This window comes from Frigoribacterium sp. 2355, assembly GCF_054060695.1.
Genome location: NZ_JBSSDL010000008.1, coordinates 52,510 through 72,237, shown reverse-complemented (window position 1 = coordinate 72,237; position 19,728 = coordinate 52,510). Strand labels below are relative to the sequence as shown.

At 72.4% G+C, this 19,728-nt stretch carries 15 protein-coding genes; 4 read left to right on the top strand and 11 right to left on the bottom strand.

The window, feature by feature from the left end:
• Window positions 1-83 precede the first annotated feature (83 nt).
• From ACVJ1F_RS10990 to ACVJ1F_RS10980, 3 genes are read right to left on the bottom strand one after another with little or no spacing between them, the layout of a single operon-like run.
• On the bottom strand, window positions 84-3,539 hold the full coding sequence (locus ACVJ1F_RS10990) for an ATP-binding protein (protein WP_456886193.1): 3,456 nt from the start codon (window positions 3,537-3,539) through the stop codon (window positions 84-86).
• A complete protein-coding gene (locus ACVJ1F_RS10985) occupies window positions 3,536-4,516 on the bottom strand; it encodes a DUF4194 domain-containing protein (protein ID WP_456886191.1) in 981 nt (326 codons plus the stop codon). Before ACVJ1F_RS10985 ends, ACVJ1F_RS10990 begins: the two co-directional genes overlap by 4 nt.
• Window positions 4,513-6,231: a DUF3375 family protein gene (locus tag ACVJ1F_RS10980; protein WP_456886189.1), complete on the bottom strand. Its 1,719-nt coding sequence runs from the start codon at window positions 6,229-6,231 to the stop codon at window positions 4,513-4,515. The genes ACVJ1F_RS10985 and ACVJ1F_RS10980 overlap by 4 nt, the downstream gene beginning before the upstream one ends.
• Window positions 6,232-6,363: 132 nt before the next feature.
• Between ACVJ1F_RS10980 and ACVJ1F_RS10975 the strand changes: the two genes are divergently transcribed.
• Both ACVJ1F_RS10975 and ACVJ1F_RS10970 read left to right on the top strand, forming a co-directional pair.
• Complete coding sequence (locus ACVJ1F_RS10975; RefSeq protein ID WP_456886187.1) at window positions 6,364-7,827, top strand: hypothetical protein; 1,464 nt, start codon at window positions 6,364-6,366, stop codon at window positions 7,825-7,827.
• Window positions 7,828-7,872: 45 nt separating this feature from the next.
• Complete coding sequence (locus tag ACVJ1F_RS10970) at window positions 7,873-8,847, top strand: ATP-grasp domain-containing protein (RefSeq protein ID WP_456886185.1); 975 nt, start codon at window positions 7,873-7,875, stop codon at window positions 8,845-8,847.
• A 103-nt stretch (window positions 8,848-8,950) separates the two neighbouring features.
• On the opposite strand, the gene ACVJ1F_RS10965 is transcribed toward ACVJ1F_RS10970, so the two are convergent.
• The 5 genes from ACVJ1F_RS10965 to ACVJ1F_RS10945 form a co-directional block, all read right to left on the bottom strand.
• Complete coding sequence (locus tag ACVJ1F_RS10965; RefSeq protein ID WP_456886183.1) at window positions 8,951-9,391, bottom strand: hypothetical protein; 441 nt, start codon at window positions 9,389-9,391, stop codon at window positions 8,951-8,953.
• Window positions 9,366-9,917 (bottom strand): very short patch repair endonuclease, encoded by a 552-nt coding sequence (locus tag ACVJ1F_RS10960; RefSeq protein ID WP_456886181.1) that lies wholly within the window; start codon window positions 9,915-9,917, stop codon window positions 9,366-9,368. Before ACVJ1F_RS10960 ends, ACVJ1F_RS10965 begins: the two co-directional genes overlap by 26 nt.
• A gap of 531 nt (window positions 9,918-10,448) precedes the next feature.
• On the bottom strand, window positions 10,449-10,865 hold the full coding sequence (locus tag ACVJ1F_RS10955; RefSeq protein ID WP_456886179.1) for a hypothetical protein: 417 nt from the start codon (window positions 10,863-10,865) through the stop codon (window positions 10,449-10,451).
• 181 nt (window positions 10,866-11,046) lie between these two features.
• Window positions 11,047-12,840, bottom strand: a complete 1,794-nt coding sequence (locus ACVJ1F_RS10950) for a DEAD/DEAH box helicase (protein WP_056044815.1) — start codon at window positions 12,838-12,840, stop codon at window positions 11,047-11,049.
• A 60-nt stretch (window positions 12,841-12,900) separates the two neighbouring features.
• Entirely contained in the window at window positions 12,901-13,404 is a 504-nt protein-coding gene (locus ACVJ1F_RS10945) for a hypothetical protein (RefSeq protein WP_456886177.1), read from the bottom strand.
• Between the two features lie 107 nt (window positions 13,405-13,511).
• Between ACVJ1F_RS10945 and ACVJ1F_RS10940 the strand changes: the two genes are divergently transcribed.
• Complete coding sequence (locus ACVJ1F_RS10940; RefSeq protein ID WP_123569944.1) at window positions 13,512-14,366, top strand: DNA-methyltransferase; 855 nt, start codon at window positions 13,512-13,514, stop codon at window positions 14,364-14,366.
• On the opposite strand, the gene ACVJ1F_RS10935 is transcribed toward ACVJ1F_RS10940, so the two are convergent.
• Both ACVJ1F_RS10935 and ACVJ1F_RS10930 read right to left on the bottom strand, forming a co-directional pair.
• Window positions 14,363-16,093, bottom strand: a complete 1,731-nt coding sequence (locus ACVJ1F_RS10935) for a threonine/serine exporter family protein (RefSeq protein WP_456886175.1) — start codon at window positions 16,091-16,093, stop codon at window positions 14,363-14,365. The genes ACVJ1F_RS10940 and ACVJ1F_RS10935 overlap by 4 nt on opposite strands.
• Window positions 16,094-16,223: 130 nt before the next feature.
• Window positions 16,224-16,772 (bottom strand): hypothetical protein, encoded by a 549-nt coding sequence (locus ACVJ1F_RS10930; protein WP_456886173.1) that lies wholly within the window; start codon window positions 16,770-16,772, stop codon window positions 16,224-16,226.
• A gap of 113 nt (window positions 16,773-16,885) precedes the next feature.
• On the opposite strand from ACVJ1F_RS10930, the gene ACVJ1F_RS10925 reads away from it, so the two are divergent.
• The gene (locus ACVJ1F_RS10925; RefSeq protein WP_056044810.1) at window positions 16,886-18,007 is read left to right on the top strand and encodes an SDR family oxidoreductase; all 1,122 of its coding nucleotides are present in this window, start codon (window positions 16,886-16,888) and stop codon (window positions 18,005-18,007) included.
• A 61-nt stretch (window positions 18,008-18,068) separates the two neighbouring features.
• On the opposite strand, the gene ACVJ1F_RS10920 is transcribed toward ACVJ1F_RS10925, so the two are convergent.
• The gene (locus ACVJ1F_RS10920; RefSeq protein ID WP_456886171.1) at window positions 18,069-19,541 is read right to left on the bottom strand and encodes an APC family permease; all 1,473 of its coding nucleotides are present in this window, start codon (window positions 19,539-19,541) and stop codon (window positions 18,069-18,071) included.
• Window positions 19,542-19,728 lie beyond the last annotated feature (187 nt).

The following is a 19,728-nucleotide window of genomic DNA, read 5'->3' as shown; positions in this document are numbered from 1 at the left end:
CCGAGTGGGCCGAACATGTCCTTCCCCGGCGTGCGGAGGACATCTTCTGCCCACTCGGACGGAGGGGGACGAGGAGGCGCGGGTCAGGCGAGCGCCGCGGGGTCGAGACCGTGCTGCTCGACCTGGATCGCCTGCCGGATGGTCAAGGGGTAGATGCGCGACAGCTCGGGGTTCGACGGATCGCTCGAGATGTACGCCACGCTCTCGACGTGCTGCTCGAAGGCGTTGACCTTGTCGCGCGGTGCGCCCACCACGAGCTGGAAGCCCAGCGAGGTCAGCGCCGCCAGGGCCCGGCCGGTGTACTCGGCGTCGGCCTTGACGAAGCCCTCGTCGAGGACGATCGGCGCGTAGGTCGGCACCCGGTCGGTGCCGTCTCCCAGCCGGAACCGCAGGGCGGCCCCCAGCACGAACGCGATGAGCTCCTGCCCCTCGCCGCCGGACTTGCCGGCCACGCCCTCGTGCACGATCTGCGTCCCGTCGGCGCGGGTCTCGATCGCCCGGAACTGGTAGTGCTCCCGTGCGTCCAGCACCCGGCGGCGCCAGGCGTCACCGACCTTCGACTTCTCCTCGAGGTGGGCGAGGTCGCGGCGGAGCCTCAGGAACCGGCGCTCGACCTCGGACGCGTCCCGCGCCTCCGGGGCCCGTCCGTCCGAGGCACGTGCCTCGGACGTGCCCCCGCTCCCGGCCCCGCCCGTGTGCTCGCGCAGCGTCCGCTTGAACTCGAGCAGGTCGCCGTTCGACACCGGCCGCGGCTCGATGTCGAGCGTCGAGCCCTGCCGGAACTCGATCGACCGCAGGGCCTGCGAGATGGGGCGGACGCCGCGGCGGATGACGTGGCCGTCCTCCTCGATCTGGACGAGCAGCGCCCGCAGGCTGTCGCCCACGTCGCTGCCGGCCCTCTCGAGCCAGCGCTGTCTCGCGTGCGGCAGGTCGTCCTCGACGAGCTGCCGGTGGATCGCCCGGACCGCCGGCAGGCTCTCGATCGTGGCGTCGATGCCCGCGGTGCGGTCGAGTTCGAGGTACCGCTCGAAGACGACGACGAGCGTCGACTCGGCGTTCGCCCGGTCGCGGTCGTGCGCGTCGACCTGGGCCCGGAGCTGCGACGCCGCGTCCCGGTACAGCCGCACGACGTCGGTCGCCTCGCGCGGTGCCGCGAACGGCAGCGGGGCGAGGAGTGCCCGCTCGTCGTCGGTCAGGGGGTCGGCGTCGGCGGCGTCCGCGAACTCGTCCTCGATGTCGACGAGCGTCGCGTGCTTCTCGTCGAGCTGCGCGAGCACCTGGTCGATCTCGGCCAGGCGGCGCGTCGCGGCCGAGCGGTCGTCGTCGTGCTGCGCGGCCTCGGCCTGCAACGTGGCCAGTTCGGGACGCTCGACGGCGATGCGGTCCAGCTGGGCGCGCAGGTCGTCGAGCCTCGCCTGCGCGGGGGCGGTGTCGAGCTCGTCCCAGGTGAACTCCTTCGCGCGGGCGACGGCGTCGGCGACGCGGCGGCGTTCGACCGCCTCGGCCTCGATCGCGTCGTACTCGCCGCGGACCCGGGCCAGCACGGCCTCGAGGTCGACGATCTCGTCGCCGAACTCGGCGATCCGGGCCGCGTTGTCGAGCCCGATCCACGAACGGGTCGACCGGTCGTCCTTGATCACGCGGTCCCGCGAGCCGGTGCGGAGGCCGCGCCGGGTCACGGCGCCGCGGGTGCCGGCCGGGCGGGGACCGCCGAGGTCGTCGGGCCCCTCGACGCAGAGCACGCTGCGGTCGGCGACGAGCTCGTCGTGCAGCCAGCCACGGAACGGGCTCGCCGGGTCGAGCCGCACCATGGCGGGCACGGTGCGGTCGACCGGCGAGAGCGTGGGATCGGCCCCGGTGGTCGCCGGCACGAGCGTGACGCGTCCCCGCACGTCGTTCTCGTCCACCCAGCGGCGCACGGCGTCGAAGTGCGTGCGGTCCACCAGGAGGTGCGTGGCGAGGTCGCCGAGCACGCGCTCGATCGCGACGGCCCACCCGGCGTGCTCGGGCGCGACCTCGAACAGCTCGCCGGCGTAGGGCAGGTCCGACACCGGCACCCCCGCCCCCTCGGCGATGCGCCGGCGTCGCTCGATCGCGTCGTCGGGTACGTTGCTGCGGCGCTGTTCGAACGACCGCTTCTGCTTCTCGAGGGCGGCCAGCGAGCGCTTCGTCTCGCCGATGCGGGCGGCGAGGTCGCTGCGGGCGTCGGCGGTCGCGGCCCGGGCGGCCGCGTCGTCGGCCGCGAGGCGGTCGGCACGCTGCCGGAGCGCGGCGAGTTGTTCGTCGTCGCGGGGGAGGGACGCGCCGGTCCCGTCGAGTGCGGCGGCGAGCCGGCCGCGGGTGCGCTCGACGGCGGCGAGCTCGGCCTCGGCGGCGGCCACGTGCTCGCGGAGCGACTGCGTGGGATCGCCCCCGAGCTCGCTGATCCGCGCCAGGGCCTGTTCACGGGACCGGAACGCGAGCTGCTCGTCCGCCTGGGCGCGCCTCCGGCGTTCGCCCTGCTCGCGCTTCTCGGTCGTGACGCGGTCGACCTCGCCGCTGACCCAGCTGCCGACGCGTTCGGCCAACCAGACGCGGAGGCGGCTGGGCCCGTCGTCGTCGACCAGCAGGCGGCGCTTGGCCGAGCCGTCGCGTCCGGCGAGCTCGTACCGGTCGGCGAGCGTCGGCACGGCCTCGAGCACGTCGAGCTTCTTGCGGGTCGTCTCGAACACGTCGTAGAGCGCCGAGGCCTCGCGATAGGTGGCGAGCGTGGTCTCCCAGCGGCTGAGCGCCTGCGGCTGCACGAGCACGAACTGCTTGAACAGGTCGTCGATCGAGAACACGCCCTTGGACGCCTGCGCCCGACGCAGCAGGGTCAGGGCCTTGAGCTGCGACTCGTCGCTGCCGCCGATGCCGAGCTGACCGCACAACCGCACCCGCAGCTCGGGCTGCGAGGAGGTCGCGAGGTCGTGGGCGGGGTCGAGCAGGCGGGCGAGGGAGCCACGGGTCAGGGGGTTCTGGCTCGTGCCCTCGCGCGTCACCTCGGACAGGCGGCTGAGGTCGAAGCGACCCTGCACGAGCAGGTAGACGCTCGCCTGGGTGACGTCGTCCTGGCTGGCGGTGTCCTCGCCGATCCAGGCGACGCGGACGGCCGTGACCGTCTGGCCGAGCTCGGTGGACCAGGTGATGGCCGCACCGCTCGGGAACGCCTGGCCGAGCGGACGCAGGAACCGCGTCGTCGTGCGGTCGGAGGCGGCGTCGCGCACCTCGTCGGTCTTGCCGCGCGCGTAGCTGTAGACCGTGCGCTCGGACCGCTGCCGGCTGTCGTCGCGGGCGGCCCGGTTGAACTCCTGCGGGTTGGGCATGATGACCGCGGACATCGCGTCGAGCACGGTCGACTTGCCGCGGCCGGTCGGGCCGAGGATGGCGATGCCGCCGCGACCCACCGGCATGCGGTGCAGGCCGGCGTAGCTGCCCCAGTTGAGCAGCTGCACCTGCTCGATGCGGTACTGGCCCGAGTGGAACATGCCGAGGTCGGGCGGGGTGTCGGCGATGCTCATGCCTGGGGTGCTTCCGGGTCGGTGTCGGTGCCGGCGTCGTGCGCGGGCTCGAGGTCGAGGTCGAGCGGGACGGCGGTCGGGTCGGGTTCGGCGTCGGGGGTGTCCTCCACCGTGTCGGCGGGGTCGTCGTCGGCGGGATCGGGTTCGACCTCGACCTCGACGGCGGGCTCGTCGGCGTCGGCGCCGGCATCGGCGTCGACCTCCGCTTCGGCCGCGTCCGCGTCGGCGGGGGTGCCGACCTCGTCCTCGTCGGTCGGGTCGCCCTCGACGCCTGCCGCCTCGAGGTACACCCGCTCGAGGTGTGCGAGTCTGTCGGCGGTCATCAGCGGCACGATCGCGGGCGAGACCACGAACAGCTCGGGGTCGTCGGGCTCGGCCGTCAGCAGGTCGCGGGCGACGAGCGCGGCGATCGCGGCGTCGACCCGGCGACGGGCGCGCACCTCGTCGGAGCCCGAGTCGTCGTGGTACCGACCGAGGAACTCGGTCACGGCGTCCTTCGAGATCACGACCGCCTCGTCGAGCCCGTCCGTGAAGGCGTGCTCCCGGCGGGCGAAGACCATCAGCAGCGAGGCGTCCCGCGACAGCGGCTTCTCGCGGCGCAGCAGCACGGGCACGTCGTCCTCGCCGCCCTGCCGCTTGAAGGCGACCTCGTGGTCGTGGTCGACGACCAGCACCAGGAACAGCTCCTCGAGCCGGGCCCGGATCTCGGGCTCGTGGGCGAGCAGGCCGGCCCAGGCCTCCTGCTGCCGGGCGCGGGACACGAACCGGTGGGTCAGCAGCGTGACGAGTGCCTTGCGTCCGGCCAGCGGCAGCGCGTCCGGCACGCCACCGGCCGCCGCGTCGTCGGCGTCGCCGTCGTCGAAGGCATCGCGGGAGGCGCGCGCCGACTCGTCGTCGGAGGTGGCGGTCACCTCGGCGAAGGAGGCGCGGGTCGCCTCGTCGACGCCGGTCTCGTCCGAGGGGGCTGCGGGGCTCATGCGAGGTCCTTCGTGCTGGTCGTGCCGGTCGTGCGGTCGGGGGCGTCGGGCTCGGCGCCCGGCTCGGCCCCGGGCGGCCCCGCGGGGTCACGCCGGAAGACGAGGCGGGGCAGCGTGACCTGCCGACCCGCGCCTCCTGACGTCGTCGGGTCGGCGGGATCGCCGACGAGTTCGACGGTCTCGGTGTCGTCGCCGACGACGCCGCGCTCGAGCGCGAGGTCGAGCATGCTGAGGACGAGCGCGAGGCGGCGGAACCCGGGCTCGGTCGCCTGGTAGACGTCGACGCTCGTGACCTCGTCGCGGTCGACGAGCAGCCGGTCGATCGTCGCCGACACGGCCGCGGTGCTCGTGCCCGAGGTGAGGCGGAGGGCGGCCCGGTCGGCCTCCGGCAGGGTCGCGTCGCCGATGGTCACCTGCACGTCGACCGTCGGCCGCGCGCGATCGGTGTGCAGCTGCACCTGGCTGACGTCACGGACGTCGAGCGCCCCGAGGCCGAGCCCGTCGCCGTGCTCGACGGGCAGCATGGCGTGGCCCGGCCGGCGCTCGGCCCAGACGCCGCCCGCGTGCAGCGCGCGGTCGGCGAGGGTGAGCAGACGCTGCTGCTGGTCGGAGCCCGACCGGCTGAGGAAGCGCCGCAGCGAGGACGTCCACCGGCCGTACGTCTCTTGCACGCTCTGCTCTTCGGCGAGCAGCGACGAGATGAGCGACTCGAGCTGCGTGCGCTGCCGCTCGGTGAGCTGTGCGGCCGCGTCGGGCTGCGCGAGGACCTTCTCGATGTCGGCGCGCATGACGTCGATCCCGCGCGACGACAGCATCTGGGCGAAGCCGCGGTAGGCGCGTCCCTCGGGGGTCTGCTCGAGCAGGTCGTTGTCGCGCAGGTACTGGTCGACGAGCGCGCCCTTGCCGACGTGTTCGGACGAGGCCCGGCGCGCGACCTCGCGGTGCCGCTGCTCGACCATGGCGCCGAGCTGGCGGAAGTCCTCGGGCAGCGACGCGGTCAGACGCACCACTTCGCGGACCTGACGGCGCAGCACGTCGGGAGCGGTGGGTTCGGTGCCGTGCCGCTCGATCTCGGCCTTGCGGCGCTCGAGCTCGGCGATCTGCTCGTCGAGCCGGGAGAGCTGCGACTCGCGGCTGGGGTCGGCGAGGCCCGCGAGCTGCCCGACGGCGTGGGCGATGCTGCCGAGGCGGGCCTCGCTGACGGCGTTGTCACGCTCGACGAGGTCGCGCACGAGGCGCAGCGCCTTGAGCGCGTGCGGCGACAGGCGGTACTCGGCACGGGCGTCCGGTCCGGAGGCGCGGGTGCGGACGAGCCAACGGCTCTCGACCCAGCTGCGGCAGTACTCGGCCGGGGTGGTCTTCTGTTCGGTGGGGGCCGGCGTGGCGACGGGCGTCGGGGACGCGGGCCGCGCCTCCTCGGAGTCCCGCTCGGTCGTCGCCCGCTCGGACGTCGGGTGCTCGGGGGCGGCCCGCTCGGACGCCGCCTGCTCGAGTGCGGCCTGCTCGGCGGCGTTCTGCTCGAGGGCGTCGGCGACCTGTCGGTGGAACCAGTCCGCCGACACCGGACCCTCGGCGTGCTCGAGGTGGCGGGAGAAGAGCGGCAGCATCCAGCGGGCGTTGTAGCCGCGGAGCAGGGCCCAGGTGGGGTCGTCTTCGTACGCCGCGCGCACGTCGTCGCGGCTCAGGGCGTCGTCGTGCCCCGACGGGTGGTTCACCAAGCAAGACCTCCGGCAGTCGTCGGACGACGATACCAACTGGTGACGCTCCGCTCGGCGACGGTGTCGCTCCTCGTCCGCAGCGGCCAGGATGGGGGGATGGGGATGGGCATCAGGTCGAGGCGGGGCGTCGTGGCGACCGTCGTCGTGGCCGTCCTCGCGCTCGCCGCCGGATGTGCCAGCTCGAGTGACCTGCTCCAACGGTTCGAGTCGCTCATGGACGGTGTCGACGGCGTCGTCGAGATCGAGACGGCCGGGACCGACTCTCCCCTCGGCGTCGCGGAGGCCCAGGCCACGGTCGTGGTCGAGGACGACCTCTCCGACGCCGACCTCGAAGCCGTCGCCGAGCGCATCAGGCCGTTCGTGGCCCGCAACGTCGGCGACTCCTCCGGCTGGCGGTTCGTCGACGTCCGGCGAGGCGCCGTCTCGTTCGAGGTGCTCGCCGACGAGGGCGACACGGCGGCCCAGCTCGACCTCGCGCGTCGCGTCGCGGACGACGCGGTCTTCGCCGAGGTGTCCCTCACCACGCACGCGTTCGGCGAGGACGGGGCGACCGGGGACGACTCGCCTCGGCGAGGGTTCGGGATCACGGTGGTCCCGTCGGAGTCGTCGGACGTCCTCTCGGCCTGGCAGCGGGCACGCTCCCTTCGGGACGCCGCGGCCCAGCTGACCGACGTCGACGTGACGGCGTGGAGCCCGGACACCCGCCGGTTCGTGACCGAGAACGTCTCCGGGTTCCCCTCGGTCCTCGACGATCCCGCGACGTCCGACGTCGTCCTCGACGCCGCCGACCAGGCCCGTCTGCTCGACGCCGTGGGGGCTGCGGATCTCGGGGCCGGGCGGGTCGAGGTCCTGCCGGAGGGCATCCGGGTCGACCTCGACACGCCGAGCGTCACGGGTCACCACTCGCGCGACGAGGTGGCGGAGGCGTCCCCGCGAGCGGCACGGATCGCCGGCGTCCTCGTCGGGATGTCCGAGGTGCCCGGCACCTCGATCGGCTTCGTCTCGTCACCGGATGAACGGCGAGAGCTCGACGGCGACCTGTCCGCCGCCGAGTCGCTGGTGGACGTCGTCGCACCCGACACGGTCACCTACTCGGCGATCAGCGCCCGGTCGGTCGAGGTATGGACGTCGGGGCTCGAGGGCGTCGTGCCCGCGATGCAGGCCATCGGTGGTTCCGCGGCCGTGTCCGGGATGGACGAGATCCGCGTCTCGTCCGGTGGAGCAGACCGCAGGGGACTCTCGTTCTCGGGCCGGCCAGAGGCCCTCGCCGTGCTCGCCACCGTCACGGGCGCCATCGTGGCCGCACCCCGGATCGAGGGCGTGGCCGTGACCGCCACGGAAGGCCGCATCAGCATCGCGCTCGACGACGACGACGCCGCCGCCACCGCCGCCACCGACGCCGCCGTGGCGGACGTCGTCGGCGCGGTTCGGACGGCACCGGCCGGGACCGTCGTGACGTTCCGGCGAGACGGGCGCGGGGCGGCCGACCTCGCCACCGAGACGGTCGGCCAGGCCGCGACGGGCGAGTGCTCGACGCTCGCCGACGACGATGCTGCACTGTGCGCGATCGTCCGGTCCGCCTGGGGCGCGTGATGGTCGGTGCTGGCACCCCGGGCCCGAAGGGTGCACGATCGAACGATGACCTCGCCGATCGACCACGCCGACCCGACACCCGTCGTGCACGTGCTGCACGACAACGCCGAGTGGCTGCCGCCGCTCGTCGCCGCGCTCGACGCCGCGGGGGTGCCCCACCGCGAGCACCTGCTCGACGGGACGTCCTTCGACCTCGCGGCCGCGCCTCCTGAGGGGGTGTTCTGGTCGCGGCTGAGCGGCTCGGCCCACACGCGCGGCCGGGGGACCGCCAAGGAGGTCGCGCGAGCGACCCTGCGCTGGGCCGAACGGCACGGGCGCCGGACCATCAACGGCAGCGGTGTCGTCGAACTCGAGGTGAGCAAGGTGGCGCAGTACCTCGCGCTGGCGTCCGCCGGGTTCGACGTCCCCGCGACGACCGCCGTGTTCGGCACCGCCGACCTCAAGGCCCGGGCACGCGAGCAGAGACTGCCGTTCATCACGAAGCACAACCAAGGCGGCAAGGGCCTCGGTGTGCGGCGCTTCGACGATCTCGACTCGTTCGACGCGTACGTCGACGGCCCCGACTTCGAGGTGCCGGTCGACGGGATCACCCTGCTGCAGGAGTTCCTGCAGGCCGAGGAGCCCTTCAACACGCGCGTCGAATTCGTCGGCGGGCGCTTCGTCTACGCGGTGCGCGTCGACACCTCGGCCGGCAGCTTCGAGTTGTGCCCCGCCGACGCGTGCGTCGTGCCCGACGGCGCCGACCCGGCCACGTTCGCGCCGTTCGCGGTGCGCCCGTCGGTCACCGCGGAGCACCCGCTCGTACGGCGACTCGAGGCTTTCGTCGCCGAGCACGGCATCGAGGTCGCCGGCATCGAGTTCATCGAGACCGTCGACGGCCGCTTCGTGCCCTACGACGTCAACACGAACACCAACTACAACCCGGTCGTCGAGCGGTCGTCGTCGGTGTCGGCCGCCGCGACGCTCGCCGCGTGGCTGGGCGAGGTGTTGGCGGCGGAGTACGCCGCGACCCCGGCCTAGCGCCGGTCGCCTGGACACCGTCGAGTGGACGCCGCGCCACGTCCTGCCGCGGTGCGTCGTCCACTCGGTGGTGTCCCGCGACTGGGTGTCTCGGGCGTCGGAGTCAGGGGCCGGCGATCAGGACGAGGAGTCCCCAGGCAGCGGGCAACAGCGCCACGGCCATGACCACGTTGGCCACCAGGAGCCCGGTCACGCAGGCCTCGCGCCCGGCGGGAGGTGGGGCCCCGTCCGGCGCTGATCCTTCGCGGAGGGGCGCCGAGGGGCGGATGGCCCGCAGACAGGCGACGGCGCCGATCACCCCGGCCAGCGGCACGAGCACGACGGGAACCCACCGGAGGGCATCGTCGGAGCCCCAGGGAACCGCCACGGCGACCACCGCCGAGATCAGCCCCACGACCAGTGCGACGATGCCGGTCCGCGTGGCCACGTCAGCCCGGTCGGCCGCATGCTCGTCGGACGTCATCGGCCCGCTGTGCTGGTCGTACTCGGCCTCGAGCTGCAGGACTTCGTCGACGACGTCATCCGGCCACGGTACCGACCTCACCCGGGCCTGTGGACGATCGCGTGGGCTCATCTGGTCCGGTCCGCTCTGCTGGGCCATGGGAGACGCCCATTCTGCGGCGGGCGGAGAGTAGTTCGGCTTCTACTTTTCCTGCGGCTTCTCGGAGCGGATCGTGTTCCCAGACCCGAACCACCGACCAGCCATCTCGCTCGAGGCGGGAGGTCGTCGCCACGTCGCGTCGGCGGTTGCCGAGCAGCTTGTCGAGCCAGTAGTCGCCGTTGCGACGGGGGATGTGCGCGTGCTCCTCGCAGTAGTGCCAGAAGCAGCCATCCACGAACACCGCGACTCGGAGTCGGGGAAAGGACAGGTCGGGTCGACACCGGGTCCCGTCGATCGTACGGTCGACGAAGTACCGCCAACCCCGGGAGTGGAGCGCCCTCCTGAGGGCCAGCTCCGGGGCGGTGTCCTTCCGGGCGATCCGGCTCATCCTCTGGCTGGTGCCGGCGTCGCAGTCGAGTGCATCAGTCCTCGGCGCGCGCATCGAGATCGATTCGTCGTGGGTCGTCATGGCCTGTCTCACCTCTTCCTCACGCTCTCGGGCCTGGCGTCCGAGGTCGGCGACGTCGACGGCTCAGGACAAGTCCTGTCGGCTCGCGAGGTCGCGGAACGAATGCCGAGTCAGGGTCGTGTAGTAGCCGTCCTCGTCGAACGCGATCTGCCCCAGGAGGTCGAAGACAGCAAGCTCGGGGCGCGCTTCGACGGACCGGTCGGCGTCGTCGAGCGAGACGACCGAGAGCGGTGCGCCTACGGCGCCGTTCGCCTCGTGATCGCGGATGAGTCTCGGGTAGAGCAGGTCGTCGAGGTCCGCATCCCGCTTCGATGATCATGCGTCGACGTTACGGACGGGCTCGCTGTCACAGGGCGGTGGCTCGTCCTCCTCGGGAAGGTGACCCGCGACGGGCTGCATGTGGGCGAGTCGTTCTTGGTGCCTGCACGAGGTGAACAAAGGGCGAGTGGGCAGAAATGGTCCTTCGTTGGGCCGGGAAGGACCGTTTCTGCCCACTCGACGAGCACGCACCCGCGCCGACGTCGAACGGGGTCAGCGACCTGCAGGAGGCGCGGGCGGCGCCGGCGACGTCACCAGCGCCACGGCCGCGAGGCCGGTCAGCACGACCGCACCGATCGTCACGGGTGCGAGCGGCCCGGCGAACGCCGCCGCGAGGCCCTGCGTCGTGCCGAGGCCGACGACGAGCTGGCCGATCACCAGCAGCACGAGGCCGAACGCGGCACCCAGCAGGCTCACCCGGGCCAGGTCGTGCAGTCGGCGGGAGTCGTCGGCGAGGCGGCGCGTGCCCGGCGTTCCCGGCAGGCCGGCCGAGAGCCGACGTCTCATCCGGATGAAGAGCACGAGCGCGACGACCGACAGCACCAACGGGATGGCACTGCCGATCGTGAGGGCGGTCTGCACGACGCCGAACAGCGCGTCGGTGCCACCGGGGGAGGGCGGGGTGCTCATCGGACTCCGTTCAGCGGGGACGGTGGGTTCACGGGCGAGTTCGTGGTGGACGGGCGACTCAGCGGACCGGGGACGACGAACTCGCCCGTGCGCGACCGCTGGCCGCCGACGAACCGCCCGGACACGACGACGCCGACCAGGCGGGAGCCGGGTCGGCGTCGTGGGCCGTGCGGCCGGGTGTCTAGTAGCGGGGCTTGCGGGCGGGCCGCTCGCCACCCTGCGACCGGTCGGGGCGGTCGTCGCGGCGGGGCGCGCCTCCTCGGCGGTCGGGCTTGATCTCGATGAGCTTGCCGCTGATGCGGGTGTCGCTCAGACGGTCGAGCATGTCGCTCGAGACGTCCGAGGCGAGCTCGACGACCGAGAAGTCGGGGCGGATCTGGATCGCCCCGAAGTCGTCGCGGCTCAGACCGCCCTCGTTCGCCAGGGCACCCACGATCTGACGCGGCTCGACACGGTGACGGCGACCGACCTCGATGCGGTAGGCGGTCATCGGCTTCGACGTCCGCGGGCCACGCTCACGGCGCTCGCCCCGGTCGTCGTCGCGACCAGCGCGCGGGGCGCGGTCGTCGCGCTCGCGCAGCGGACGCTCGTCGCGCTGCGGGCGCTCGTCCTTCGGGTCGAGCAGCAGGGGCGTCTCGCCCTGGGCGACCACGGCGAGGGCGGCGGCGACGTCGGCCTCGGGCACGTCGTGGTGCTCGACGTAGTGGCTGATGATGTCGCGGAACGCCGAGATGCGGCTGTCCTGCGACAGGGCCTCGGTGATCGCGTCGTCGAAGCGAGTGAGGCGCGTGCTGTTGACGTCCTCGACGGTCGGCAGCTGCATCTGCGTGAGCGGCTGGCGGGTGGCCTTCTCGATCGCACCCAGCAGACGACGCTCGCGCGGCGTGACGAAGCTGATCGCGGCACCGCTCCGACCGGCACGCCCGGTGCGGCCGATGCGGTGCACGTACGACTCGGTGTCGATCGGGATGTCGTAGTTGACGACGTGGCTGATGCGGTCGACGTCGAGACCGCGGGCCGCGACGTCGGTCGCCACGAGGATGTCGAGCTTGCCGCTCTTCAGCTGGTTGACCGTGCGCTCGCGCTGGGCCTGGGCGACGTCACCGCTGATCGCGGCGGCCGAGTAGCCGCGGGCACGCAGCTTCTCGGCGAGGGTCTCGGTCTCGCTCTTCGTGCGGACGAAGATGATCATGCCCTCGAAGTTCTCGACCTCGAGGATGCGCGTCAGGGCGTCGACCTTCTGCGGGTACGACACCATCAGGTAGCGCTGGGTCGTGTTGACCGAGGTCGTGGTCTTGGCCTTGACCGTGATCTCTTCGGCGTCGTTGAGGTACTGCTTCGAGATGCGACGGATCTGGGGCGGCATGGTGGCCGAGAACAGGGCCACCTGCTTGTCGTCGGGGGTGTCGGCGAGGATCGTCTCGACGTCCTCCGCGAAGCCCATCTTCAGCATCTCGTCGGCCTCGTCGAGCACGAGGTACTTGAGTTCGCTGAGGTCGAGGGTGCCCTTGGCGAGGTGGTCCATGATGCGACCGGGCGTGCCGACGACGACGTGGACGCCGCGGCGGAGCGCGCTCAGCTGGACGCCGTACGCCTGGCCGCCGTAGACGGGCAGGACGTGGACCCCGCGCATGCCGGAGGCGAACTGCTCGAACGCCTCGCAGACCTGCAACGCGAGTTCGCGCGTCGGCGACAGGACGAGGGCCTGCGGCTTCTTGGCCGACACGTCGAGGCGCGAGAGGATGGGCAGGGCGAAGGCCGCGGTCTTGCCGGTGCCGGTCTGCGCGAGCCCGACGACGTCGCGGCCGTCGAGCAGGGTGGGGATCGTGGCGGCCTGGATGGCCGAAGGGGTCTCGTAGCCGATCTCGCGGATGGCCTTCAGGACCTGGTCGCTCAAGCCCAGATCGGCGAACGTCGGCGTCGTGTCGGCTTGCTCTGTGGCGTCGCTCGGGGCTTGCTCGGTGGTGTCACTCATGGTGCAACGGTAGCTTGTCCGGGCCCTCTGCTGTTGCTCCCGCCCGCGAGGCGGGCCGAGTCAGGTCGGTGCGAGGGGCAGCACCGTCGCGACGAGCGTGGTCACGACGACCACCGTGGTCAGCGCGGAGGTCGCAACGGCGAGTCGGCGCAGGGCCCGGGACCGGCCCGGCCGTCGCCCGACCGTGGCCGACACGAGGGCCGTCACGGCGAAGGCCGCCGAGGTCAGGCCGACCACGGGCGTCGACGCCCGGCGACCCCGAGCGAGGTCCAGCGGCAACCCGGTTGCTCCCTCGTCCAGCTCGCCCCAGCCCCACGCGACGTACCCGGCGGCGGCGACCGCCGACAGGGCCAGCGCGAGTGCGGGCTGGTGGGGGATCGGCTCGCGGTGGACGGAGACGCTCGGCGGGCCTCGTCGAGGGGGACGCCGCGGCCGGAGGATCGGGTCGCCGGGGTCGAGGGTGTCGTCGAGCAGGAGTCGGCCCCGACGGCGGAGCACGATCACCTCGTCGACCGGACGGGGTTGCCACGAGTCCGGCTTCTGCTCCTTCGCAGGGGGCGACACGGTCGTTAGCCTACGGGTCGTCAGCCGAACGGACGGGCCTCCGTGTCGGCGGCCCGAAGTAGTCTTCTCGACGACCGATCCCGCCCCGCGACACCCCGAAGGACGATGTGCAACCGACGTACCGCACCGCCAGCGGTCGACTCTTCCAGGCCGACTGCCTCGAGGTCCTCGCCGAGCTCGACGACGAGTCCGTCGACCTCGTGTTCGCCGATCCGCCGTTCAACCTGGGCAAGGTCTACGGCGCGGGCATCGACGACTCGCTCGACGAAGACGCCTACCTGGCCTGGTGCGGTCGGTGGATCGCCGAATGCGTCCGCGTGCTCCGGCCGGGCGGTTCCTTCTACCTGTTCAACCTCCCTCGCTGGAACATCGAGCTGGGCCACGTGCTGAACGGCGAGGGCATGACCTTCCGTCACTGGGTCGCGGTCGACATCAAGTACGGTCTGCCGATCCCCAACAAGCTCTACCCGTCGCACTACTCGCTGCTCTACTACAGCAAGGGCAAGCCGTCGCGCTTCGTCCGTCCCCGCCTGCCGATCCAGGTCTGCCGGCACTGCGGCCGGGACATCAAGGACTACGGCGGCCACCGGAGCAAGCTGCACCCGGACGGCATCAACCTGACCGACGTCTGGCTCGACATCCCGCCGGTGCGACACCGGGCGACGAAGACCCGCGGGGCGAACGAGCTCAGCGAGAAGCTGCTCGAGCGCGTGTTGACCATCAGTTCCGAGCCCGGCGACCTCGTCCTCGACCCCTTCGGCGGGTCGGGCACCACCTACGCCGTGGCCGAGAAGATGCACCGACACTGGATCGGCGCCGAGATCGGCGACGTCCAGCCGATCATCCGCCGCCTCGAGGGCGAGGACGCCCAGGTCGAGCTGCCGGGGCGCGGCGATACAGGACGCGGCGACACGGGCCGTGGCGACGCCGGGCGCGGGGTGACCGCCGGGGCCGAGCGCTAGCCGTTCGAGGTCGCCGCGTCTGCCGGGGGCTCTGCGGATCGGACCGGAGTCGAGAGAGCGACCCCGGGCAGGCGGGGTGCCGTGGGGTCCGCGAGGCGCGGGCGTTCAGGGGTGGGGCTCGGCTTCGAGACCGTCTCGGTGGCCGACGGGACCACGGGGATCGGTGCGGTGGGCGTGGACGACGCGACCGACGGCTCCGCGACGGGTGCCTCCGCGGCGACCGTCGGGACGATGATGCTGATCGGCGTCGTGTCCGTGTGGACCGACTGCACCCGCACGCGCTTGGCCCGGCGCAACCACCGGCGCGCGCCCGGGGTCGCGAGCAGGCTGCCGAGCACGAGTCCCGCGCCGATCGCGAGGGTCGTCAGCATCGAGAACACGAAGTCGACCTCGGCGCCGTCGTTGCCGGCCATGAAGTTGAGCAGCGACGACGCGACGGCCAGCGACGGCAGCAGCGACCCGCAGAAGGCCGGCACGGCGATGACCGTCGCCGCCGTCCGCAGACGAGCCGCGGCCACGGTCGAGAGCGCTCCGAGCAGGGTCGCCGCGACGAACGTGGCCCCCATGAGCGGCAGGCCGAGCTGGCGCAGGGTGAAGAGCGAGAGGTTGCCGACCAGGGCGACGCCGATCGTGATCGGGATCATGCGGGCGGTCGACCCCTGCGCGATCGAGTTGGCCGACGCGGCGGCGAAGCTCGAGATGAGCGAGAGCCAGAGCGGCAGGGCCTGCAGGGTGATGTTCGTCGGGTCGACCTCGATGTCCGCGAACCGTGCGGTCACGGCGAGTCCGGCCGGGATGCCGCACACGACCCCGGCGACGATCAGCCCGATCACCAGGGCGCGCCCGACCGCCATCGACCGGAAGCCCGAGATCGCGTCCTGGGCCCAGGTGACGATCGTGGGGTGCGGCAGGACGAGGACGACCACGGCAGCGACCAACGCCGCCGCGCCTCCCGGGGTCAGCAGCCCCGCCCAGATGCCGAGCGTGCCGAGTGCGGCGGTGGACGCGGCCTGCAGGCCGATGACGAAGAACTGGGGGATGCCGCGGGCGGTCAGCCCCCGGCCGGACGTCATGATGCCGATCATCACCACGAAGGCGCCGACGGCGGCCTGCCACGTGCCGCCGGCCTGCAGCGTCACGGAGACGCCGAGCAGGCCCATCGCCAGGTCGGTCATCCATGAGGGCCACCGGGGCGGGGACTTCAAGACCTCGACGAGGCCGGCCACCGCCTCGGTCATGTCGCGGTCGTCGTGCAGCAGGTCGTCGACGATCTGGTAGACCCTCGACAGCCGGTGCAGGTTCGACCCCTCGGCGTAGATGACCCGGGTCTTGACCAACGGGTTGACGCCGGCCGGGGCGTACTGGATGGTGATCGCCGTGCCCGTGATGTCGAGTTCGAGCGGGGCCAGGTTCCACTTGGTGCTCACGGCCACGATCGCGACCTCGGTGCTGCGGACGTCGGCACCCGACGACAGCATGACGTCGCCCAGGTCGAGGCAGAAGTCGACGATCTGACGGGGCGAGTAGAGGTCGCCCCCGATGCCGTGCTCGGGCGTCGTGCCCTCGTAGATGGTGCCGCGCAGTCGCGCCCGGACGTCGCGCAGTTCGTGCTGGTTGACCAGTCGTGACTGGGCGGGCCCCTTCGGCCTGCCCTTCGGGGCCTTGGGCACCCGCGGCGGTCGGGGCTTGACCGGGGTGGGCCGCTCAGGGCGCCTGGTGTCCGACACGCTGACCTCTTCCTCGCTCACGACCGTCGGGCCGGGGCACTGCCGAGGCGGTCCCCGCGGACCCGTCCGTCGAGTCTAGGAGGCGCGGTGCCGGACGTCCGATCCCGTCGCGTCGAGCAGGTCGTCGCCCCTAGGACGCGTGGTCGGCGTCGTCGTCGTCGCCGCGCTCGGCCCGCGCCTCGCCCGCGTCGCCCCGCTCGCGACCGGCGTCGGCCATGTCACGGTGACCGTGGTCCGCGCGCATGGGGGCGTCGTCGCGGTCCCGCTCGGCGGCGTGCGCCCGGGCGTCGCGTTCGGCCTGCGCGACGAGCTCGGCGTCGTCGTCCATGTCGTCCTGCCCGCCGGCGAACGGCGACTGCGTCTGGGCCACGATGGCCTGCGAGGTCGAGCCGAGGATCACTCCCGGGTCGACTCCCTTCTCGTGGGCGAGGGCGGCGGTGAGGCCGGCCGCGAGGCTGCCGCCGGCGGTGCCGAGGGTCGCCATGACGTCCTCCTGTCGAGGCGTCAGCGGTTCGTCGGTCAGCTCGGCGACGACCTCGCGGAGGTTCTCGTCGCTGGCCTCGACGGCCTCGGGGTCGCCCTGCGTGATGGCCGCGGCCTGGGACACGATGGCGAGCGCGAGGGCGGCCGCCTCGTCTTCGGGCGTGCGACCGGTGGGCTCGTTCGTGTCCTGATCCATGGGCCGACCGTACGCCCGGGCCTCGTGGGGCCTGTCAGGCGCGAGGGGCGGGGTACGTCGGTGTGGACGCGCCGGCCGGGAATGCCGGGAGGCGCGATCGGCTTGGACCACGGATGAGCACCACCGAGACCCCCCAGACCGACAGCACCCGGCCCGCCGCCCCGACAGTTCCGGGCACCGCCCTCGTGGTGGGCGCCAGCGGCATCACCGGCACCGCCCTCGTCGAGCAGTTGACGCGCGAGGGGTGGGACGTCCTGGCCCTCTCGCGCCGCGCCTCCTCGTCCGACGGGGTGACGGGCATCGCCGCCGACCTGACGAGTGCCGAGAGCCTGCGCACGGCGCTGGCGGACGCGAAGCCGACCCACGTGTTCTTCGCCGCCTGGCAGAAGCGCGACACCGAGGCGGAGAACATCGCGGTGAACGGCGCCATGGTCCGCGACCTGCTGGCCGCCCTCGACCACGCCCCCGTGCGGCACGTGTCGCTCGTCACCGGGCTGAAGCACTACCTCGGCCCGTTCGAGGCCTACGGCACGGGCGACATGCCCGACACGCCGTTCCACGAGGACGAGGAGCGCCTGCCCTACCCGAACTTCTACTACGCGCAGGAGGACGAGCTCTTCGCCGCCGCCGAGCGCCAGGGGTTCACCTGGTCGGTGCACCGCTCGCACACCGTCATCGGGTTCGCCGTCGGCAACGCCATGAACATGGGGCTGACCATCGCCGTGCAGGCCGCGCTGAGCAAGCGCCTCGGCCGCCCGTTCACGTTCCCGGGCAGCGAGACCCAGTGGAACTCGCTCGTCGACGTCACCGACGCGGGCGTCCTCGCCGAGCAGATGATCTGGGCCGCGACCGACCCGGCGGGTGCCGACGAGCCGTTCAACATCGTCAACGGCGACGTCTTCCGGTGGCGCTGGCTGTGGCCCCGTCTCGCTGGCCACCTCGGCATCGACCCGGCCCTCGTCGAGGGCTTCGAGGGCGAGCCGCGTCCGCTCGAGCAGCAGATGGTCGGCCTCGAGCAGGAGTGGCGCGACCTCGTCGCCGAGCACGACCTCGCCGAGCCCGACCTGTCGCGCGTCGCCTCGTGGTGGCACACCGACGGCGACCTCGGTCGCGACATCGAGGTCGTCACCGACATGGGCAAGGCCCGCGACGCCGGGTTCACCCGGTACCGCCGCACCGAGCAGGCGTTCGTCGACCTGTTCGAGCGCTACCGCGCCGCCCGCCTGATCCCGTAGGGCTCGATCCGCCGAGGAGGCGCGGTGCCGGTGGCGAGACCGGCGCCGCGCCTCCTGCCGTCTACGCCCGGGGGTCGGCGCGCTCGGCGTCGGCGATCGCGTTGCTCGGCACCGGCTTCCCCCGCCGCGACACGAAGGTCACGAGCCAGAGGACGACGCCGATCGCGAGCAGGCCGCCGGCGATCGTGTACTGCTCGGCGCCGCGACCGGAGGACACCGGCAGCACCAGCCAGAGGCAGGCCACGACGCCGACGATCGGCAGGACCGTCCCCGCCCGGAAGTGTCCGTGCGACACCGTGTCGCGACGCAACACGAGGACGACGACGTTGACCAGGGCGAACACCGTCAGCAGCAGCAGGGACGTCGTGCCGCCGAGCACGGCCACGATCGGCGACTCGGGCGAGAGCGAGACGTAGCCGATCAGCACCAGGCTGAGCGCCGTCGTGAAGACGATCGACGCCCACGGGGTCTGCCGCTTCCGGTGCACCCTGCCGAGGAAGCCCGGCAACACGCCCTGCTTGCTCATGCCGTAGAGCAACCGGCTCGCCATCATCATGTTGATCAGGGCGCTGTTGGCGACGGCGAACATCGAGATGTACGGCAGCAACCCGCCGATCGGGAAGTCCGGGGCGGCGGTGTTCACCACGGTGACCAGGGGGGTCTCGTTGTCGGCCAGGTCGCCGATCGGCACGATCGCCACGGCGCAGATCGAGACGAGCACGTAGATCACGGCGGTGATGCCGAGGCCGGTCAGCATGACCTTGGGGAAGACGCGGCTCGGGTCCTTGGTCTCCTCGGCCATGTTGACCGAGTCCTCGAAGCCGACCATGGCGAAGAAGGCGAGCGACGTCGCGGTGCTGACGCTCAGCAGCAGCGACTTGTCGCCCGGCGTCTCGAAGAGCACCACCTGGCCCCAGTCGGCGTTGCCGCCGGCGATGAACCAGAACCCGATCAGGATCACCATGACGAGGCCCGACAGCTCGATCAGGGTGAGGACGACGTTCGCCTTGACGCTCTCGCTGACCCCGCGGAAGTTCACGGCCATCACGAGCAGCATGAAGGCCATCGCGATCAGCATCACCGCCGAGTTCGACAGCTCGACGCCGATGCCCGCCGCCAGGTTGGCCGCGAACGCCCGTGACGCCGTCGACGCGCTCGTGATGCCCGAACACATCACCACGAAGCACACGATGAACGTCACGAAGTGGATGCCGAACGCCTTGTGCACGTAGAGGGCCGCGCCGGCGGTCTGCGGGTACTTCGTCACGAGCTCGAGGTACGAGAACGCCGTCACGAGGGCCACGGTGAACGCGATCAGGAACGGCAACCACGCCGCACCGCCGACCTCGGCCGCGACCTGCCCGGTCAGGGCGTAGACGCCCGTGCCGAGGATGTCGCCGACGATGAACAGCAGCAGCAGCTTCGGACCGATCGCCCGCTTCAGCTCGGTGGGGCTCTCGCCCGTGTCGGTCGTGGGCGGCTGCGCCTGGTTCGCGGACCGGGGGTTCGGGGGCTGCTGGTTCGTCGTCGACATGCTGACCTCCGGGGCGCATCGGTGTGTCTCGGGCGTTCCGGTCATCCTGCTCCCGCCGGAGCGGCAGCGGAAGAGGCGGCCGGACATCGTCACACCCCCGACACAGAGGCGGCGTCCACCCAACACCAGGAGGCGCGTCCCCGGTCCCCGGGACGCAGGCGGTTCCCGAGCCACGCGTCGTACCCTG